The following is a 20,269-nucleotide window of genomic DNA, read 5'->3' on the forward strand; positions in this document are numbered from 1 at the left end:
ATTGCATCACGCCGCCAGATCGCGTGATGCCCACGCCAGGGAACCATCCATACACCTTGCGGCCGCGCCACCATCTCAGGATGGGCCCCGGCCTGCGCCGGGGTGACACCGCGTTTGGAACACAACACGGATGACTGCCGCACTCACCCTGTGAAATTCCCCACCACCCCTACCCCCACACGCCCAAAATCATGCTAACCCTAGGCCAACCAACAGCCTGAGTCTCCGACCGAGACATGACTGGCCGGCCTGGAGATTTAATGAAGGTAGCAATCGACATGGGCGCGACGACGGGGTCTGCGCCCGCCACGCTCGATCTCGAGGAATTGCTGGCCACGCGCCTTTTGGTGCAGGGCAATTCTGGCTCCGGCAAATCCCATTTGCTGCGCCGCCTGCTCGAACAATCGGCCCCTTGGGTGCAGCAATGCATTGTCGATCCCGAGGGCGATTTCGTCACCTTGGCCGATAAATTCGGCCATGTCGTGGTCGATGCCACCCGCACCGAAGCCGAACTCACCCGCATTGCCGGCCGCATCCGCCAGCACCGCGTCTCCGTCGTGCTCAATCTTGAGGGCCTCGACGTCGAGCAGCAAATGCGCGCCGCCGCCGCATTCCTCGGCGGCATGTTCGATGCCGATCGCGATTTCTGGTATCCCGTCCTCGTCGTCGTCGACGAAGCCCAGCTTTTCGCCCCCTCCGTTGCCGGCGAAGTCTCCGACGAAGCCCGCAAGCTCTCCCTCGGCGCCATGACCAATTTGATGTGCCGCGGCCGCAAACGGGGCCTGGCCGGTGTTATCGCCACCCAGCGCCTCGCCAAGCTGGCCAAAAACGTCGCCGCCGAGGCCAGTAATTTCCTGATGGGCCGCACCTTCCTCGATATCGACATGGCCCGCGCCGCCGATCTGCTGGGTATGGAAAAGCGCCAGGCCGAGCAATTCCGCGATCTGGCCCGCGGCCATTTTGTGGCCCTCGGCCCCGCCATTTCCCGCCGCCCCATGCCGGTCACCATCGGCGCGGTGGAAACCTCGGCCCGCTCCACCAGCCCCAAGCTGACTCCCTTCGAAGCGCCGATCGACGCCGCCGACCTGATCTTCACCGCCAGCCCCGAAGAGATCGTCCGGCCCGTGGTCCGCCGCCCGGCTCCACCACCGCCGCCCTCGACCAATGAGCTCCTGGCCCAGGTCGCCCGCGCCCGCCCCGAGGTGGAAGCCGCCCCGCAAAGCCTCTTCCCCGAAATCGACGAGGCCGAACGCGATAGCCAGATCGACGCCATCATGGTCGAGCTATTGGGCGATCCCGACGCCAGCTTCCGCACCGTCGCCGTGCTCTACCAGGATTTTCTGGTCCGCTGCCGCATCCGCCGCGTGCCCGGCGAGCCCCCCGCTCTGCCCGCCTTCAAGCGCAAGCTGGCCGTCGCCCGCGTCGCCCCCGACACTGAAGTCGCGGCATCCGACGGCTGGCAGACCGCTCTATCGCTGTCCGAAACGCTCTCCGATGACGTCCAGGGCGTCTTCCTCGTGCTCGCCCAGGCCGCCCTCACCAGCGCCCCCTGCCCCTCCGACGCAACCCTGGCCCGCCTCTACGGCACCCATTCGGCCAGCCGCGCACGGCGCCTCGTGACCTGGTTCGAAGAACGCGGTCTTTTGGTCGTGCGCCTGGACTTCCGCAACAACCGCGTCATCGCCTTCCCCGAGCTATCGGCCGAAACCGCCCCCGGCGACCCCAACGGCCCCGATGTCATGATCGACGAACGCGGAGCGGCCGAGTAGCGTCCCTTTTCTACCCCACCTCAGCCCCGAACCCATACCGCCCCGTCGCGCCCGGCCCCAGCAGCACAGTCGACGGCCGCTCCTCAATCCCATCCCCGCGCCCGACCGCCGCCGCCGTCCCGTGCCAGGGCTCTAGGCAGATGAACGGCGCCTCCGCCTGCTTGGTCCAGAATGCCAGGTTCGGCAGATTTTCCCAGGTCAGATGCACTTCGGCGCCTTCCGCGCCATAACGCAGCCCGGCTCCCGCGCCATCGAGAAAGATCATCGTGTCGCCGGTAAACCGGCCCCGGTCCAGCGCCAGCACCCCATGGACGAAGGGCGACGGCAGCGGCTCCGGATCAACCAGCCCGCCCTCGAGCCGCGCCAGCGCCGGCGCCCCGCCGCTATCGAGCCGGATCGTGTGCTCCTGCCCCTCGCAGCCCGGCAGCGGCCACAGGAAGGCCGGATGAAACCCGATACCGAACGGCATGGGCCTATGGTCCCGATTGGTCACCTCAGCCGTCACCGCCACTGCCGCGCCCACCACGCGATGCTCGACACTCAACAGGAAATCGAACGGATAGATCGAGCGCGTGGCCTGCCCGGCCGCCAGCTCGAACCGGCAGAAATCGTCCCCGCTTTCCACCAGTGCAAATTCACTGCGCCGCGCAAAGCCATGCTGGGCCATGGGGTAACGCACGCCCTCGATACTGACATGATCCTCGGGCGCCTTGCCCACAATCGGAAACAGAATCGGCGACCGCCCGGTCCAGAACGCGGCATCGCCATTCCACAGCCAGTCCCGCCCATCCCGCGTCGTCAGCGACTGCATCTCCGCCCCCAGCGCCGAAACCTCGACGCTCAAATGCTCGTTGCCGATCCTGATATTGCTCATGCCGCACTCCCGAACTGGTGCCGCACGCTACCCGCCAACCCGGTCCGGCTCAAGCCGCTCACGATCTATCTGTCGTCACCTCCCCCTTGTGGGGAAGGTTAGCCCGGGGGTAAGCCTCCGCTAACCCGGAGCTCCGCTTGTCCCCGCCACCCCTGCCCATCGATGACGCCCTCCCCGCCCTGCTCACGGCCCTGGCGCACAGCCCCTATGCCGTCCTCGTCGCCCCGCCCGGCGCCGGCAAAACCACCCGCGTCCCCCTCGCCCTGCTCACCGCCCCCTGGCGCCAGGACAACCGCATCATCGTCCTCGAACCCCGCCGCCTCGCCGCCCGCGCCGCCGCCGGCCAGATGGCGCGCCTGCTCGGCGAAGATATCGGCCAAACCGTGGGCTACCGCGTACGCATGGACACCCGTATCACCGCCAAGACCCGCGTGGAGATCGTCACCGAAGGCGTCTTCACCCGCATGCTGCTCGACGATCCCGAACTGACCGGCATCGCCGCAATCCTGTTCGACGAATTCCACGAACGCAGCCTCGATGGCGATCTGGGTCTCGCCCTCACCCTCGACGCTGCCGCCCTCCGCCCCGACCTGCGCGTCCTCGTCATGTCCGCCACCATCGATGGCGGAAAAGTCGCCACCCTCCTCGACAACGCCCCCATCATCGAAAGCCAGGGCCGCGCCTTCCCGGTCGAAACCCATTACGCCGAACCCGACCCGCTCCAACGCCTCGAAGATCAAGTCACCGCAGCCATCCTATCCGCCCTGCGCGACCACGAGGGCTCCGCCCTCGTCTTCCTCCCCGGCCAGGGCGAGATCACCCGCGTCGCCGAACGCCTCGCCGCCCGCGTCCCCGCCAATACCGACATCGCCCCCCTTTACGGCCAGCTCACCCCGGCCGAGCAAGACCGCGCCATCCGCCCCGCCGACTCCGGCCGTCGCAAAATCGTCCTCGCCACCTCCATTGCCGAAACCTCCCTCACCATCGACGGCGTCCGCATCGTCATCGATTCAGGCTTCCGCCGCGTCCCCGCCTACGAGCCCGCCACCGGCCTCTCGACCCTACAAACCCGCCGCGTCTCCCGCGCCGGCGCCGACCAGCGTCGCGGCCGCGCCGGCCGCACCAGTCCGGGCGTCGCCATCCGCCTCTGGAACGAAGGCCAAAATACCGCCCTAGACCTCTTCGACACCCCCGAAATCCTCTCCGCCGACCTGGCCGGTTTCGCCCTAGACCTGGCCGCCTGGGGCATCACCACCCCAAACGCCCTGCGCTTCCTCGATGCCCCATCCGCCCCCGCCTGGGCCGAAGCCACCGCGCTCCTGCAACGCCTCGACGCCATCGACGCAAGCGGCCGCCTCACCGCCGATGGGAAAGCCCTTGCCCGCCTGCCGCTCCACCCGCGCCTAGCCCATATGGTGGTCGCCGCCGCACCCGAAGACGATGCCCAAACCGCCGCCGAACTTGCCGTGCTGATCGGTGAACGCGGCCTGGGCGGCGACAGCACCGACCTCAGCCACCGCCTCGACCGTTTCCGCAGTGACCGCTCCAAACGCGCCAGTGATGCCCGTTCCATGGCCCAGCGCTGGGCCAAACTAGCCGGCGGCAAAGCGGGCGGCAATCTCCCCGCCGGCCATCACCTCGCCCGTGCCTTCCCCGACCGCATCGCCCAGGCCGCCGGCCCGCGCGGCAAATTCCGCCTCGCCAATGGCCGCCAGGCCAGTCTCGAGCAAACCGACGCCCTCGCCAGCGCCCCCTTCCTCGTCGTCACCGACATCACCGGCGCCGCTGCCACTGCCCGCATTCGCGCCGCTGCGCCCCTCTCCCGCGAAGACCTAGAAGCCCTCTTCGCCCACCACATCACGACCGAAACGACGCTGGCCTTCGACGAAGCCTCCGCGTCCGTCCGCGCCCGTCGCATAAGGCGCCTCGACGCCCTGCGCCTAGCCGATGAACCCGGCCCGGTCGAAGACCTGCAAACCGCCGCCCGACTCCTCGCCGAGGCCGCCATCAGGCGCGGCCCCGACGCCCTCCCCTGGTCTAAGGATCAAAAGGCCCTGCGCGCCCGCGCCAGCTTCCTGCACAATTCTATCGGCGCGCCCTGGCCCGACCTCTCCGCCACCGCCCTCGCCACCAATCCCGATTGGCTCGCCCCTCACCTGCTGGGCGAAACCCGCCTATCCGCCATCACTGCCGAACATCTCGGCGCCGCCCTCGACACACTTATGCCCTGGTCCGACCGCCAGCAGATCGACACGCTCCTGCCCAGCCATTTCGCCGCCCCCTCCGGCAGCCACCTCCCCATCGACTACGCCGCCGAAAACGGCCCGGCGCTGGAAATCCGCGTGCAGGAACTCTTCGGCCTCGACCGCCACCCGTCGATCGCCGGCGGCAAAATCCCCCTCCTCCTCATCCTCCTCTCCCCCGCCCACCGCCCCATCCAGACCACCAGAGACCTCCCCGGCTTCTGGCGCGGTAGCTGGAAAGACGTCGCCAAGGATTTGAAAGGCCGATACCCCCGCCATTTCTGGCCCGAAGACCCCATCAACGCTGCCGCCACAGCAAGGGCCAAACCAAGAGGCACGTGAGCCCCTTCTTCCCCTCGCCCCTTGAGGGAGAGGGACAGTAATTTCTTCGTCCAGAAGAAATTACAGGGTGAGGGGTCCCGCGCCCTCCCATGCCTTCAATGCTTATTGAAAAACCCTCATCCGCCCTTTGGGCATCTTCTCCCTCAAGGGAGAAGGGAAGAAAGCAAGCTGGAGGTTGCCACAGTTCCACCTGCCAGCCACCACAATATCCTCCTCCCACGACGTCATTCCCGCGCAGGCGGGAATCCACTCTTCCAACATCATCCATGGACCAAAGAATGGATTCCCGCCTGCGCGGGAATGACGTCGTGACAAATAAAAGGGCCCCGGAGCTCTCGCTCCAGGACCGTCAATCAATCGCAGGCCATGCCGGTCGAAATATCAATGGATTAGGCCGGCGAAAACTCCAGCGCCACCCCATTGATGCAATAGCGCAGCCCCGTCGGCGGCGGACCATCGGGGAACACATGCCCCAAATGGCTCCCACACGCCGCGCAATGCACTTCGGTCCGCACCATGCCATAGGAACGGTCGGTCGTCGTCTCCACCGCGCCCGGCAGCGGATCGTTGAAGCTCGGCCAGCCCGTGCCGCTTTCAAATTTCAGCGTCGATTCGAACAGCGGCGTATCGCAGCCGGCGCAGGAAAATACCCCCGCGCGCTTTTCATACAGCAGCGCGCAGCTACCCGGCTGCTCGGTGCCATGATTGCGCATCACCTGGTATTGTTCGGGCGTCAGCTTCTCCCGCCATTCCGCATCGGTACGGGTCACTTTGAAGGCATGGCTGTCCATGGCTCTTCCCCTTTTGTCTCAATGTCATTGAGCCCAGATATAGTATCTTCTTTGGTCCGCCGACACCCACCCGCCCCATCAAGGCGACGTGACATCCGAGAAATAGTTTATGACCATCATCCGCACCATCGAAGAGCTTGAAGCGCTCTATACGCCCGCCGCCGTCGCCGCCTCGACCGTCAAGGTGGCCCATGCCATGACCCCGCAATACCGGCGCCTGATCGAGGCCTCCCCCTTTGCCGCCCTCGCCACGGTGGGCCCCGAAGGCATCGACTGTTCCCCGCGCGGCGATCAGCCCGGCTTTGTGCGTATCCACGATGACCACACCCTGATGATGCCCGACCGGCGCGGCAATAACCGCATCGATTCGCTGCGCAATATCGTGCGCGATCCCCGCGTCGCCTTCCTCTTCCTGCTCCCCGGCTCGGGCACCACGTTCCGCGCCAATGGCCGCGCCCATCTCAGCACCGATCCCGATCTGCTGGAGAGCTTTGCCGTCGATGGCAAAGCGCCCCGCTCGGTCATCGTCATGGCGATCGACGAGCTCTATTTCCAATGCGCCCGCGCCATCATCCGCTCCGAATTGTGGAACCCGGCCCGCCACCTCGATCCCAAAACCCTGCCCACGCCCGGCGAAATCCTCGCCGCCATGACCGACAATCAGGTCGGCGGACAAGCCTATGACCAGGCCTGGCCCGAACGCGCCAAGCAGACCATGTGGTAGGGCATCGAGCGCTCCCCGACCACAATCGCGTCCCTCAGGCTACTCGCCGCACACACCGCGGTCCGCGCCCTCCATGACTGTCACCACGCGGTCATGCATATTCTCTACGAGCACCGCCAAACCGACCAAAAAGGGCCAAGAGAATGACGCTGAAATTTGTGGTGATGAGCGACCTCCATCTGCTGCCGGATGGCGAGCTGTCGCTGACGCTCGATACCGCCGACCGCCTGGAGCGCGCCGTGGATGCCGTGGTGGCCCGCTATGGCGATGCCGATTTCTGCGTCCTGGCCGGCGACCTGGCCGATACCGGCAATCCGGCCGCATACGAACGCCTCAAATCCATCATCGCGCGCCTGCCCATCCCGGTTCACATCACCCTGGGCAACCACGACGATCGGCCCACTTTCCTCAATGCCTTCGGCGCCCATTTCGCCGCCGAAACCGGCAAGATCGACAAGGTCATCGATATCAAGGGCTACCGCGTCATCCTGCTCGATTCGTCCGAGCCGGGCCGGGTCGATGGCGTGCTGGAAGCCGCCCAGATCGAATGGCTGGTGGCGCGGCTGGCCGAAGCGGCGGATCGCCCGGTCATCGTCATTCTCCACCACAATGCCAATGCGCTTCATATCCACGCCGATACGATCCGCATTCTCGAGCCCGATGCCTTCGTCGCCGCCCTCAAGACTCATCCCGATATCCGCCAGGTCATTGCCGGCCACGTCCACCTCACCTCCACGGCCATCTGGCATGGCCTGCCCTTCACCACCCTGGCCGGCGGCCATTATTCGGTGAGTTTCGAGGTCGACCGCCCCGAGGCGCCACTGCGCCGCATCAGCGGCCCCGGCCAGATGGCCGTCGTCGTCGGCACGCCCGACCGCACCACCGTCCTGTTCGACGATTTCATCGACGGCAATGCCGATATCGACACCATCCGGGAATAAACGGAGCCAGCCCGGGCCTTCCGTTCCATCATCGCCACCCGGCTTGCCCGGGTGGTCCATCCCGGGTGCAGATTCCAGCGCACTTTCCACAAAGCCGAAACTTAGCCTCTTGACCCCCAAAGGGGTTTTGTGGTCTATCCGCGCCACTGGATCGGACTAGCGCTGATCCACCCGGAGAGATGGGCGTATAGCTCAGCGGGAGAGCACTACGTTGACATCGTAGGGGTCACAAGTTCGATCCTTGTTACGCCCACCATCTCTTCACTTTCGCCTTGCGGCGATGGGAGTATAGCTCAGCGGGAGAGCATTCGCTTCACACGCGAAGGGTCACAAGTTCAATCCTTGTTACTCCCACCATTTTCTCTTTTTGTTGCCCGGCCAAAGTGGCAAGAAAACGCCGCTAGTCCGCAGCGTGGTTGTACATTCCTGCAAAGGAAAATCCCCGCCGGGGCGGGGATGTTGTAGCCTCTACGCTTGGCCTCAGGCCGCCAGCAACCGCTCGACCTCGTTCACCAGGTCCTTGAGATGAAACGGCTTGCTCAGCACCGAGGCATCCTTAGGCGCGTCGCTGTCCGGGTTCAGCGCCACGGCGGCAAAGCCGGTGATGAACATCACCTTCAAGTCAGGGTCCAGTTCCGTCGCCCGCCGCGCCAGCTCGATTCCGTCCATTTCCGGCATCACGATATCGCTGAGCAACAACGCAAATGGCTCCTCGCGCAGTCGTTCATAGGCCGATAAGCCATTGTCAAAGCTCACCACTTCATAGCCGGCATTCTTGAGCGCACGCGTCAGGAACTGGCGCATGTCGTTATCATCTTCGGCGAGCAGGATTCGCTTCATCAATCTCTCCGGCCACACGGCTCGAGCAGGCTTTTGGTCTGGGCGGATCTTTGGATAGCACCTTTACGGCGAATCCGCGCCTGCTCATAAAATACGGAGCGATGTTTAAGCGAGTTTTGCACATTGGCAACCTCAGCCAATTTCACTTCGCAATTTTGCGACAATCTGGACAATTTCCCGCCAAACCGCCAAACTGGTGCAAATCACTGCTGCGCCCGGTTTTTGGGCCAGCCATAAGGGGGAGGCAGAGTGCGGTCCGACTATTGGGATCAGCCGGCGTTTGAGACCATCCGTCCACGGCGGCTGGTGGCTCCACTGGTGTTCAACTCCGCCCATTCCGGCCGCGTCTATCCCGACCGCTTCCTGGCCATGACCCGGCTCGACCACCTCTCCATCCGCCAGTCCGAGGATGCCTGGGTCGACGAACTCTTTGCCCGCGCGCCCCATCTGGGCGCCCCCATGCTGCGGGCGCATTTCCCCCGGGCCTATCTCGACGTCAATCGCGAACCCTGGGAACTCGATCCCGCCATGTTCGTCGAGCCCCTGTCGGATCGCTTCAACACCACCTCGCCCCGCGTCGCCGCGGGCCTGGGTACGCTGGCGCGCGTGGTGGCCGAGAACAAGCCCATCTATCGCGACCGGCTGACGCTCGATGATGCGCGCATGCGCATCGAAGGCATCTACCATCCCTATCATTCAGCCCTGCAAAAGCTGCTGAGCGAAGCTATCGCCGCCTTTGGCGTGGCCATATTGATCGATTGCCACTCCATGCCGCGCATCACCCGCAGCGCCGAACGCGCCGCGCCCGATATCGTCCTGGGGGACCGCTATGGCACCACCTGCGCGCCGGGCCTGGTCGATCTGGTCGAAACCATCTTTGCCGGCGCCGGCCTCAAGGTCGCCCGCAACCGCCCCTATGCCGGGGGCTTTGCCACCCGCTCCTATGGCCGCCCGCAGCATGGCGTCCATGCTCTCCAGATCGAGATCAGCCGCCACCTCTATATGAATGAGGTAACCCTGGCCAAAAACGAAGGCTTCGACGCCACCAAGGCCCTGGTCGAACGGCTCATCCTCTCCCTGATCGGCCTCGATCTCGTCGCCCTGGCCGGCCCCCCGCCCCAACCGGAAAAAGAAGCCGCCGAATAGGCTTTGCCGCGCCAGCGGAGACCCCTGTTTGCTTCCTCTTTCCACAATGCTACTGAGCCCCCAGTAGACCTCATGGTGAGCTTGTCGAACCAGGAGGTCGTGGCACGTTTTCCCGGACCTCCCATGACCCTCGACCTCGCCAAAATCGAACAAACCCTGCTCGCTGCCGCCGAGGCCGCCGCGACGCGCACCCTGCCCCTGTTCCGCACGCCGCTGGCCATCGACAACAAGCTGGCCGAAGGCTTCGACCCCGTCACCGAGGCCGATAAATCGGCCGAAACCGCCATCCGCGCCGTCATCGCCGAGACCTTCCCCGATCATGCGATCATCGGCGAGGAATGGGGCACGACCGGCAACAGCCAATATTCCTGGATCATCGACCCGGTCGATGGCACCCGCGCCTTCATTTCCGGCGCCCCCGTCTGGGGCACGCTGATCGGCTTTGCCCATAATGGCGTCGCCATTGCCGGCCTCATGAGCCAGCCCTTTATCGGGGAAACCTTCCTCGCCGTGCCCGGCCGCGCCACCTATCGCCGCGCGGGCGAAACCCAGCCCATCAGCACCAGCGGTCAGACCGAGCTGGCCCCCGCCCGGGTCTTTACCACGACGCCCTCCCTGTTCCGCACGCCCGAGCTCATGGCCAAGTGGAAAGCCGTCGAATCCGCCACGCGCCTCCAGCGTTTCGGCATGGATTGCTACGGCTATGCCCTGCTCGCCGCCGGCCATGCCGACCTCGTCATCGAGCCCTTCCTCAACACCTACGACATCGCCGCTTTGGTGCCGATCATTCGCGAAGCCGGCGGCGCCATTGCCTGCTGGGACGGCACCGAACCCACCGGCGGCGGCGACGTGGTAGCCGCGGCGACACCCGAACTGCTGCAAAAAGCGCTGGAACTGATCAACGCGGTGTAGGGGCACGACCTCAACGTGGAGGCGCCATCTCGCGGAAGTGGCAACATGCCGCCAAACACTCGATGTCACCCTCCCCTTGATGGGGAGGGCCAGGGAGGGGTGGAGGGGGGCCCCAATCTCAGCGCGACGACCCAGACCTAAACCGTCAGATCCGTAATAAACGCATCAAACGCCGCCAAAACCTGCCCGCGGATCGCGTCGTTCTCCATGAACAATTCATGCCGCGCCCCGCCCACCATCAAATGGTGCCCGGTGCGCATCCTCAGCCCCAGCCGCTCGATCGCTGCTGTCGACACCACCTCGTCGCGCGCCGCCGCCAGCATCAGCACCGGAATCTTGATGCGTCCGGGAAAATCGTCCCGCCCCGCCTCGGCCATGGCCCCAAAAGCCGCCGCCGCCCAGCGGATAGTGGGCGATCCCGTCTCCAGCCCCGGCTGGGCCTTCAGCACATCCACCATCCGCATATAACGCACCATGTCCGAGGTCAGCGGATTGCCCGGAAAGGTCAGGTCCGAGGCCGGCTTGTCGGCCCGCCGCCGCACCGGCACCTGCCCCAGCCCCAGAAAACTCAGCGTCTCGGTCACCCGCGCCATGCCGGTCATGCCAAGCGGCTGCCGGTCCAGCGCCAGCATGGGAGCCGACAGGAACATGCGCTCGAACATCATGCGGTCGCGCGTGCCGGCATTGAGGCAGGCGAGCCCTCCCATGGAATGGCCCACCAGATAATAAGGCCCTGGGCAATCGGGCAGCACAATCTGTCCGTAAAAGCTCTTGAGGTCGGTCCAGTAATCCTCGAACCGGTCGACATAGCCCAGGCTCTTATTGCCGATCAGCCGGTCCGAGCCGCCCTGCCCGCGCCAGTCGAACGTCGCCACGGCAAAGCCGCGCTTGCGAAAATCGGCGACCGTCTCGAAATATTTCTCGATGAATTCTGCCCGCCCCTGCACGAGGCAGATCGTGCCCCGCGGCGCGCCCTGCCCCTTGGGCCAGATCGCATAGCGCAGCCTCACCTTGTCGCTGGTCGAAAAATAGCCCGCCCGCACGCCTTCGGGCACCGGATTGGACGCAATATTGACCAGTTCGGGTCCATCGGGATCAACGATTATGGTCATGCGGGCTCAATTCGCTTGGGAGGTCACTGGCCTGCCATTCTACGCGGAAAACCTATGGGAAGCGTTAGTGTCCCTGGAAGCTTCCTTTTGGCGACTTCAAGCGCACCCGAACTACCCCCTCCATCGTCATTGCCCGGCTTGTCCGGGCAATCCATTCTGCCGCACCCGTTGAAAGATGGATCACCCGGACAAGCCGGGTGATGACGATAACGGAGAGATCGCGGGAAATTCCAACCCACATTCCCGCGAAAGCGGGAACCTCCGTTTTCTGTTGCCGCAGAAAGGCAAACAGCAAAAAGCCAGTGTCTGGTGGGGACACTGGCTTCTTGTTTAGGGTGCGGCCCATGCGGGGGGCGGATGATGGGCCGCGGGGCGTATCGGGATGTCTCCCAGACACGAGAATGGGTTTACGCCCCTCTGCCTGAACCAATCCGGACATGGCCGTTCATTTTCGGTTCATAATTCATTCAGCTTCGCCAGCCTTGAACCGCGCCCCACGCTCCCTACATCTTGTTGGCCCGCCGGATTTCCGGGGGCCCCGACCTACCCATTCCGCGTTCGCCTAATGCTGGGGACGCTTCATGCAGACCACCGGGAAACCCACGTTGCTCACAGGAGAATGTGACATGCAGACCATCGATTTTTCCCCCTTCTATCGTTCGACCGTCGGCTTCGACCGGCTGTTCAATCGCCTCGACACCCTGAGCGGCCAGGAAGCCAAAACCTACCCGCCCTATAATATCGAGCGCACCGGCGAAGATGCCTACCGCATTTCCATCGCCGTTGCCGGTTTCTCCAATGGCGATATCGCCATCGAAACCAAGGAAAACAGCCTCGTGGTCAAGGGCGCCAAGCCCCAGGAGAGCGCCGAGAAGGCCCGTGAATTCCTCCATCGCGGCATTGCCGAGCGCGCTTTCGAGCTGCGCTTCCAGCTGGCCGATTATGTCGAGGTTCAGGGCGCCACGCTCGAAAACGGCCTCCTCCATCTCGAACTGAAGCGCGAATTGCCCGAAAGCAAAAAGCCGCGCCAGATCGCGATCAATGGTGCTACTGCCACCATCGAGGACAAGTCCGTCAACTAACCCTGTCTCCTCCCGAGACGAGAGAAGGCGCGGTCCGCAAGGGCCGCGCTTTTTTGTTGGGATACCCCCTCCTAGCCTCCCCCTGATAGGGGGAGGAACCGTCTGGTGCTTAAAGCTCGATCGAGTCCAAGAGTGGAGCGATCCCTCCCCCTATCAGGGGGAGGCTAGGAGGGGGTACTCCGATGCCCGAACAATTCACCCCCCAACGGAACCCGGCACCCCACCCCCTAGTTGAAGCAGCGAGCCTCTTCCTCAAGGATCCAAGCAATGAAAACGCCCGCCATCAAGCTCTCCTCCAGCAATGCCAAATCCGCCGTCATCGACATCCTCAACGGACGCCTCGCCGACGCCATCGATCTGGCGCTGATCACCAAACAGGCGCATTGGAACCTCAAGGGCCCCAATTTCATCGCCGTCCATGAAATGCTCGATCCCATGCGCGCCGCCATCGACACCCATGCCGATACCATTGCCGAACGTGTCGCCCAGCTTGACGGCATCGCCCTGGGCACCAGCCAGATCGTCGCCAAAGCAACCAGGCTCGATCCCTATCCCACCGATATCCGCAAGTCGTCCGACCACCTGGCCGCCCTGGCCGAACGCTATGCGGCCCTCGCCAACCAGGTCCGCAAGGATATCGACGCCACCGCCGAAGCAGGCGACGCCGACGCCGCCGACATCCTCACCGCCTTCTCCCGCGACCTCGACAAGAACCTCTGGTTCATCAAGTCGCATCTGGAATAGGCGGAGAAAAGCGCTGGAAGCAGCTACAGTCGCCGCAGCTACCCCCACGCCCGATCGCCTTCCTCGGGCTTGACCCGAGGACCATTCGCCGCTTGCGCCGCATCGAGAGCGCCCCTCGGGTCAAGCCCGAGGGAAGCGGCTGTGGGTAAAAGCAAATGGATCCAAAGCACCGCGATCTGCAGCATCTCCCCAAGACACATCTAAGCGCGACGGACCTCCCACCTTTACGTCAAAGCCACCACGCCCTACTTTCCCGCCAAAACCAAGCGGGGCTCCCATGGCCGGAACGTTCCACCACTATTTCGAAGGCTGGCAGAAATATGCCGACAACGCCGCCGGCCGGCCGCCCCGCCCCCTATTGGTCGATGCCCTGCAGCTGATTTCCGCCCGCGACGCCGCCATTGATCTCGGCGCCGGCGCGCTGACCGATAGCCAATATCTGCTTGAACAAGGCTTTGCCTCGGTAACCGCCCTCGATTCGGCTCCCGTCGCCCAGGCCACGGCCGATACCTTCCCCGCCACCCGCTTCCGCTATGCCATCTCGACCTTCGAGGCCTTTGCTTTCCCGACTGCCGCTTATGACGTGGTCAATGCGCAATATGCCCTGCCCTTCATCGAGCCCGCCCATTTTCCCCGCGTCTTCGCCGCCATCCGCGCTTCGCTCAAGCCCGGCGGCCTGCTTGTCGGCCAGCTCTTTGGCGATCGCGACACCTGGGCCGGCAGCCCCGGCATGAATTTTCACACCGAGACATCGGCTCGTGCTCTCCTTGCCGATCTGACCCTGCTGCGCTTCGACGTCGAAGACGATGCCAATAGCAAGACCATGTCCGGCAGGCCTAAACACTGGCACGCCTTCCACATCATCGCCCGACGCTAGACTACGGAGACCAGCACCTTGCCTCACGAAATCGTCGGCCATGCCATCGTCTCCGCTGACGGCAAGATTGCCACCGCTGATGGGGACATGCCGGCCGAACTGCGCAATGATCTCGATTTCCAGCGCTTCCAGAGCCATCTCGACCGCGCCAATCTGGTGGTTGTCGGCCGCCAGGGGCATGAGCGGCACCCCAATCCCGGCCGCAAACGGCTCGTCGCCACGACCTCGGTACACGACCTCTCGCCCGATCCGGCCGACAAGCACGCCCATTTCTGGAACCCGTCCGGCCTGTCCTTCGAATCGGCGCTCGCCGCGCTCGGCGTTCCCGCCGATGGCAATGTCGCCATTACCGGGGTCTTCGATCTCTTCCGCGAACGCTTCACCGCCTTCGATCTGGCCGAATCCAATATCGTGCTGATCCGCGATGGCCAGCCCTGTTTCAGCACCGGCCACCCCCGGCTGGTCCTGGCCGATTGTGGACTTTTCCCCGTCAGTTTCGAGCCGCTGGACCCCCAGGCCAATGTCACCCTCACCCGCTGGCGGCGGCTCTCCGGCAGCGATCTCCTATGATTTCCTATAGGCTAATGGGAAATCTCCTATAGGACTTTTGCAAATCCGCTTGCAGCCAGTTTGGAATTATGCAAATGTGACCTTGTTAGGGCAGCACGACTGTCCTATCTGACGCGTCGCCCCGCTCTCCGCGGTCAGCACGCACGCTGGTCCGGCTGGCCCGCTATGCATTAGCGGAAACGGATAGGCGGAGCTAAGATCGAACGGCAGGACTTCGGTTCAGGCCGAGCCGAAAGGCGATGTTTGTGAGAACCGGAGCGGAGCGTACATGAGTACGTGAGCACCGGAAGCGCAGCAAACATTGACTTGCAGGCCGGCATCAACCGAAGGACAACGTTCGGAGGCTCGAAGTTGAGCGGCCATTTGGATGCAGTGCCGCTCCCCACGCATGGACGTATTTGCGAATGCGAGCCGTACTGTTGTAGTACGACCCGCCTGAACACTGCGCCCACCAGAGGACGAGACCGCATCCGCCCGCCGTTACCGGCACCATCAGGATGCACACGACATAGCAACATAGGCCCGGCAACGGGCTCGATCATTGAGCGAGGAACACGATATGGCACACGCGCGGAACGGACAAACATCTCCGGTCACCACCAAAGCCACCAATCGTAAAACTCTGATCGAGCATGGCCGTCGCGTCACTGGCCGGCCTGAGGCCCAGGGTCTCTATGATCCCGCCAATGAGCATGATGCCTGCGGCATCGGCATGATCGCCAATATCAAGAACAAGCCCAGCCACGAAGTGGTCGAAAAGGGTCTCGAAATCCTCGAGAACCTGGAACACCGCGGCGCCGTGGGTGCCGATCCCTTGATGGGCGACGGCGCCGGCATTCTGGTGCAGACCCCGCACGCCTTCTTCACGCAGGTGATGGGCTTCCCCCTGCCCGAAAAGCACCACTATGCCGTGGCCATGCTGTTCTATCCCAACATCACCGAGCTGCGCGACAAGTGCGCCGATGCCGTGCGGGGCGTCCTGGCCCGCGAAGGCCTGACCCTGCTGGGCGAACGCGTTGTCCCCACCGACAATTCCAAGCTCTCCGAAGGCGTCATCGCCACCCAGCCCATCATCGAGCAGATGGTCATCGCCCGCCCCGCCGGTCTCACGCTGGACGAGTTCGAGCGCAAGCTGCTGATCGTGCGCAAGGTGATCTCCAACACCGTCTATGCCGCCATCCCCGAAAGCGATAGCGACAACGGCTTCTATGTTGTGTCCATGTCCGCCCGCACGCTGGTCTATAAGGGCATGTTCCTCGCCTACCAGCTCAAGGCCTTCTTCCCGGACCTCAGCGACGAGCGCTTTGAATCCGCCATTGCCCTGGTGCATCAGCGCTTTTCGACCAACACCTTCCCAAGCTGGAAGCTGGCCCACCCCTATCGCATGACCACCCATAATGGTGAGATCAACACCATAAGGGGCAACGTCAACTGGATGGCCGCCCGCCAGGCGTCGGTGTCTTCGCCCCTGTTCGGCGACGACATCACCAAGATCTGGCCCATTTCCTATGAAGGCCAGTCCGACACGGCCTGCTTTGACAACGCGCTCGAATTCCTCGTGCGCGGCGGCTATTCCCTGCCCCACGCGGCCATGATGCTGATCCCCGAAGCCTGGGCCGGCAACCCGTTGATGGACGACACGCGGCGCGCCTTCTACGAATATCACGCGGCCCTGATGGAGCCATGGGACGGCCCCGCCGCCATGTCGCTATCGGACGGCCGCTATGTCGTCGCCACGCTGGACCGCAACGGCCTGCGCCCCGCCCGCTACCTTGTCACCAAGGAAGGCCATGTCGTCCTGGCGTCGGAATCCGGCGTGCTCGATATTCCGGACGAGGACATCGTCGAACGCTGGCGCCTGCAGCCCGGCCGCATGCTGCTGATCGACCTTGAAGAAGGCCGCATCATCTCCGACGACGAGATCAAGCGCACCCTGGCCACCAAAAACCCCTATGCCGAATGGCTCGCCCGCAGCCAGATCGTGCTCGAAGACCTGCCCGAGACCGAGCCCAAGGCTCCGGTCACCTCGGAATCCTTGCTCGATCGCATGCAGGCCTTTGGTTACACCCAGGAAGACATCAAGCTGTTGATGGCCCCCATGGCCACCACCGGCCAGGAAGCCGTTGGCTCGATGGGTACCGATACGCCCATCTCGGCGCTGAGCGACAAGTCGAAGCTCCTCTACACCTATTTCAAGCAGAACTTCGCCCAGGTCACCAATCCGCCCATCGATCCGATCCGCGAGGAATCGGTGATGAGCCTCGTCAGCTTCATCGGCCCGCGCCCCAACATCTTTGATCTCGAAGGCGTGTCCCACCAGAAGCGGCTCGAAGTGCGCCAACCCATTTTGACCAATGAGGATCTCGAAAAGATCCGCGCCATTGGCGACATGGACACCAACCAGTTCAAGACCAAGACCATCGACATCACCTATCCCGCCGATATGGGCGCGGTGGGCATGGAAGCGGCCATCTCGGCCATTTGCGAGCTTGCCGAAACCGCCGTGCGCGGCGAATATAACATCATCATCCTCTCCGACCGCCTGGTCGCTGCCGACCGCGTCGCCATTCCGGCGCTGCTGGCCACGGCGGCCGTCCATCACCACCTGATCCGCAAGGGCCTGCGCACCTCTTCGGGCCTCGTTGTCGAAACCGGCGAAGCCCGCGAAATGCACCATTTCGCCATGCTGGCCGGCTATGGCGCCGAAGCCATCAACCCTTATCTCGCCTTTGAAGCGCTTGCCGCTTTGCAAGCCGAGGGCGAATTCCCCGCCGAAGTCGATGCGCAGGAAGTGGTCTATCGCTACATCAAGTCCGTGGGTAAGGGCCTGCTCAAGGTCATGTCCAAGATGGGCATTTCCACCTACCAGTCCTATTGCGGCGCGCAGATTTTCGACGCGGTCGGCCTCAAGACCGATTTCGTCAAGCGCTTCTTCTTCGGCACCGCCACCTCCATTGAAGGCGTTGGCCTCTCCGAAGTCGCCGAGGAAACCGTGCGCCGCCACCGCGACGCCTTTGGCGACGATGTGGTGCTGCGCAAGGCGCTCGATGTGGGCGGGGAATATATGTACCGCATCCGCGGCGAAAAGCATGCCTGGAGCCCCGACGTCGTCGCCGATCTCCAGCACGCCGTCCGCACCAAGGATGAATCGCCCGAAACCGCGCAGGACCGCTATAACAGCTTTGCCGAACGCGTGAACTCCGGCGAAAACGGCTATCTCGCCATTCGCAACCTGTTCGACATCAAGCCGCTCGGCGCCCCCGTGGCCCTCGACGAAGTCGAACCGGCCGTCGATATCGTCAAGCGTTTCGTCACCGGCGCCATGTCCTTCGGCTCGATTTCGCGCGAAGCCCACACCACCCTCGCCCAGGCGATGAACCGCATTGGCGGCAAGTCCAATACCGGCGAAGGCGGCGAGGAGCCCGATCGCTATAAGCCCCTGCCCGATGGCAGCCAAAACCCGCTCCGCTCTGCCATCAAGCAGATCGCCTCGGGCCGCTTCGGCGTCACCACCGAATATCTGGTCAATGCCGATGCGCTGCAGATCAAGGTCGCGCAGGGCGCCAAGCCCGGCGAAGGCGGCCAATTGCCCGGCCACAAGGTCGATTGGATCGTCGCCAAGACGCGCCATTCCACCCCCGGCGTGGGCCTCATCAGCCCGCCGCCGCACCACGATATCTATTCCATCGAAGATCTCGCCCAGCTCATTTACGATCTCAAGAACGTCAATGAACAAGCCGATATCTCGGTCAAGCTGGTTTCCGAAGTCGGCGTCGGCACTGTTGCCGCCGGCGTCGCGAAGGCCCGCGCCGATCACATCACCGTCTCCGGCTATGATGGTGGCACCGGCGCGTCCCCGCTGACCTCGCTCAAGCATGCCGGCGGCCCGTGGGAAATCGGCCTCGCCGAAACCCACCAGACCCTGGTGCTGAACCGCCTGCGCAGCCGCGTCGTCCTGCAGGTCGATGGCGGCCTCAAGACCGGCCGTGACGTCCTCATCGGCGCCCTGCTTGGCGCCGACGAATTCGGCTTCTCGACCGCGCCATTGATCGCGGCCGGCTGCATCATGATGCGCAAGTGCCATCTCAACACCTGCCCGGTTGGCGTCGCCACCCAGGACCCGGTGCTGCGCAAGCGCTTCAAGGGCACGCCCGAACACGTCATCAACTACTTCTTCTTCATCGCCGAAGAGCTGCGTGGCCTGTTGGCCGAGCTGGGCGCCAAGACGCTGAACGAATTGGTCGGCCGCTCCGACCTGCTCGATCAGAAGCGCCTCAAGGACCATTGGAAGAGCGAAGGTGTCGATTTCACCAAGCTGTTCTACAAGCCCGAGGCCATTGGCGGGGATACCCTGTTCCATTCCGAATTCCAGAACCACCATCTGGAAGCCGTGCTCGATCGCAAGCTGATCGAGCTGGCCCAGCCGGCTCTGGACACTGGCACCGCCGTCCAGTTCGAGCTGCCCATCCGCAGCCGCGACCGCTCGGCCGGCGCCATGCTGTCGGGCGCCCTGGCCCGCAAGTATGGACATGAAGGCCTGCCGGACGACACTATTTCGATCAAGCTGACCGGCACTGCCGGCCAGGCCTTCGGCGCCTTCCTCGCCCGTGGCATTTCCATCGATATGGTGGGCGACGCCAATGACTATGTCGGCAAGGGCCTTTCCGGCGGCCGCATCGTCGTGCGCCCCTCCGACAAGGTCACCTTCGTCCCCGAAAAGTCGATCATCGTCGGCAATACCGTGCTCTACGGCGCCATTGCGGGCGAAGCCTATTTCCGCGGCGTCGCCGGGGAACGCTTCGCCGTCCGCAATTCCGGCGCCATCGCGGTGGTCGAAGGCACCGGCGATCATGGCTGCGAATATATGACCGGCGGTGTCGTCGTCGTCATCGGCTCCACCGGCCGCAATTTCGCGGCCGGCATGAGTGGCGGCGTCGCCTATGTGCTCGATGAAGACGAGACCTTCCGCGACCGCTGTAACCTGGCCATGGTCGATCTCGAACCGGTGCAGGAAGAAGAAGAACTGATGCAGCAGCTCCACCATCACGGTGGGGATCTCGAATGGCATGGCCGCGTCGACATCTCAGGCGACATGACCCGCCATGACGATGAGCGCCTGCACCAGCTCATCTCCAACCACCTGCACTATACCGGCTCCACCCGCGCCAAGTTCATCCTCGACAACTGGGTCGAGATGCGTCCGAAATTCGTCAAGGTGATGCCGGTCGAATACCGCCGCGCCATCCGCGAAATGGAAAAAAAGCGCGCGGCAGGCGGCCTTGGCATGGCGGCGGCGGAATAA

General features: G+C 63.9%; 15 protein-coding genes and 2 tRNA genes. 13 read left to right on the forward strand and 4 right to left on the reverse strand.

What is annotated here, in order from left to right:
* Positions 1–260: 260 nt before the first annotated feature.
* Positions 261–1,769: a helicase HerA domain-containing protein gene (locus tag QQL79_RS19610; protein ID WP_284393737.1), complete on the forward strand. Its 1,509-nt coding sequence runs from the start codon at positions 261–263 to the stop codon at positions 1,767–1,769.
* Positions 1,770–1,779: 10 nt separating this feature from the next.
* Here QQL79_RS19610 and QQL79_RS19615 read toward each other — a convergent pair whose 3' ends face one another.
* The gene (locus QQL79_RS19615) at positions 1,780–2,643 is read right to left on the reverse strand and encodes an aldose epimerase family protein (protein WP_284393739.1); all 864 of its coding nucleotides are present in this window, start codon (positions 2,641–2,643) and stop codon (positions 1,780–1,782) included.
* Positions 2,644–2,780: 137 nt separating this feature from the next.
* On the opposite strand from QQL79_RS19615, the gene hrpB reads away from it, so the two are divergent.
* Positions 2,781–5,228 (forward strand): ATP-dependent helicase HrpB, encoded by a 2,448-nt coding sequence (gene hrpB, locus QQL79_RS19620; RefSeq protein ID WP_284393741.1) that lies wholly within the window; start codon positions 2,781–2,783, stop codon positions 5,226–5,228.
* Between the two features lie 389 nt (positions 5,229–5,617).
* On the opposite strand, the gene msrB is transcribed toward hrpB, so the two are convergent.
* Positions 5,618–6,019, reverse strand: a complete 402-nt coding sequence (msrB, locus tag QQL79_RS19625) for a peptide-methionine (R)-S-oxide reductase MsrB (RefSeq protein WP_284393742.1) — start codon at positions 6,017–6,019, stop codon at positions 5,618–5,620.
* Between the two features lie 109 nt (positions 6,020–6,128).
* Here msrB and QQL79_RS19630 point away from each other — a divergent pair, with 109 nt between their 5' ends.
* The 4 genes from QQL79_RS19630 (at position 6,129) to QQL79_RS19645 (ending at position 8,041) form a co-directional block, all read left to right on the forward strand.
* A complete protein-coding gene (locus QQL79_RS19630) occupies positions 6,129–6,743 on the forward strand; it encodes a pyridoxamine 5'-phosphate oxidase family protein (RefSeq protein ID WP_284393744.1) in 615 nt (204 codons plus the stop codon).
* Between the two features lie 143 nt (positions 6,744–6,886).
* Complete coding sequence (locus QQL79_RS19635) at positions 6,887–7,684, forward strand: phosphodiesterase (protein ID WP_284393745.1); 798 nt, start codon at positions 6,887–6,889, stop codon at positions 7,682–7,684.
* 181 nt (positions 7,685–7,865) lie between these two features.
* Positions 7,866–7,940: transfer RNA gene (locus tag QQL79_RS19640), tRNA-Val, on the forward strand.
* Between the two features lie 26 nt (positions 7,941–7,966).
* A tRNA-Val gene (locus QQL79_RS19645) sits at positions 7,967–8,041 on the forward strand.
* A 123-nt stretch (positions 8,042–8,164) separates the two neighbouring features.
* Here QQL79_RS19645 and cpdR read toward each other — a convergent pair.
* Complete coding sequence (cpdR, locus tag QQL79_RS19650) at positions 8,165–8,524, reverse strand: cell cycle two-component system response regulator CpdR (protein WP_284393747.1); 360 nt, start codon at positions 8,522–8,524, stop codon at positions 8,165–8,167.
* 249 nt (positions 8,525–8,773) lie between these two features.
* Here cpdR and QQL79_RS19655 point away from each other — a divergent pair, with 249 nt between their 5' ends.
* Both QQL79_RS19655 and hisN read left to right on the forward strand, forming a co-directional pair.
* Positions 8,774–9,670 carry an N-formylglutamate amidohydrolase gene (locus QQL79_RS19655; RefSeq protein ID WP_284393748.1) on the forward strand — a complete coding sequence of 299 codons (897 nt, stop codon included), beginning with the start codon at positions 8,774–8,776 and terminating at the stop codon, positions 9,668–9,670.
* 123 nt (positions 9,671–9,793) lie between these two features.
* The gene (gene hisN / locus QQL79_RS19660) at positions 9,794–10,582 is read left to right on the forward strand and encodes a histidinol-phosphatase (protein ID WP_284393751.1); all 789 of its coding nucleotides are present in this window, start codon (positions 9,794–9,796) and stop codon (positions 10,580–10,582) included.
* Between the two features lie 137 nt (positions 10,583–10,719).
* Here hisN and QQL79_RS19665 read toward each other — a convergent pair whose 3' ends face one another.
* Positions 10,720–11,694, reverse strand: a complete 975-nt coding sequence (locus tag QQL79_RS19665; RefSeq protein WP_284393753.1) for an alpha/beta fold hydrolase — start codon at positions 11,692–11,694, stop codon at positions 10,720–10,722.
* A gap of 626 nt (positions 11,695–12,320) precedes the next feature.
* On the opposite strand from QQL79_RS19665, the gene QQL79_RS19670 reads away from it, so the two are divergent.
* The 5 genes from QQL79_RS19670 to gltB all read left to right on the forward strand — a co-directional run bounded on the left by QQL79_RS19670 (position 12,321) and on the right by gltB (position 20,269).
* On the forward strand, positions 12,321–12,776 hold the full coding sequence (locus QQL79_RS19670; protein WP_284393755.1) for an Hsp20 family protein: 456 nt from the start codon (positions 12,321–12,323) through the stop codon (positions 12,774–12,776).
* A gap of 267 nt (positions 12,777–13,043) precedes the next feature.
* A complete protein-coding gene (gene dps / locus QQL79_RS19675) occupies positions 13,044–13,520 on the forward strand; it encodes a DNA starvation/stationary phase protection protein Dps (protein WP_284393757.1) in 477 nt (158 codons plus the stop codon).
* A gap of 277 nt (positions 13,521–13,797) precedes the next feature.
* On the forward strand, positions 13,798–14,397 hold the full coding sequence (locus QQL79_RS19680) for a class I SAM-dependent methyltransferase (RefSeq protein ID WP_284393759.1): 600 nt from the start codon (positions 13,798–13,800) through the stop codon (positions 14,395–14,397).
* 18 nt (positions 14,398–14,415) lie between these two features.
* Positions 14,416–14,967: a dihydrofolate reductase family protein gene (locus QQL79_RS19685; protein WP_284393760.1), complete on the forward strand. Its 552-nt coding sequence runs from the start codon at positions 14,416–14,418 to the stop codon at positions 14,965–14,967.
* 559 nt (positions 14,968–15,526) lie between these two features.
* Complete coding sequence (gene gltB / locus QQL79_RS19690) at positions 15,527–20,269, forward strand: glutamate synthase large subunit (RefSeq protein WP_284393762.1); 4,743 nt, start codon at positions 15,527–15,529, stop codon at positions 20,267–20,269.

It is taken from the genome of Devosia yakushimensis (assembly GCF_030159855.1).
Classification (GTDB): Bacteria; Pseudomonadota; Alphaproteobacteria; order Rhizobiales; family Devosiaceae; genus Devosia; species Devosia yakushimensis.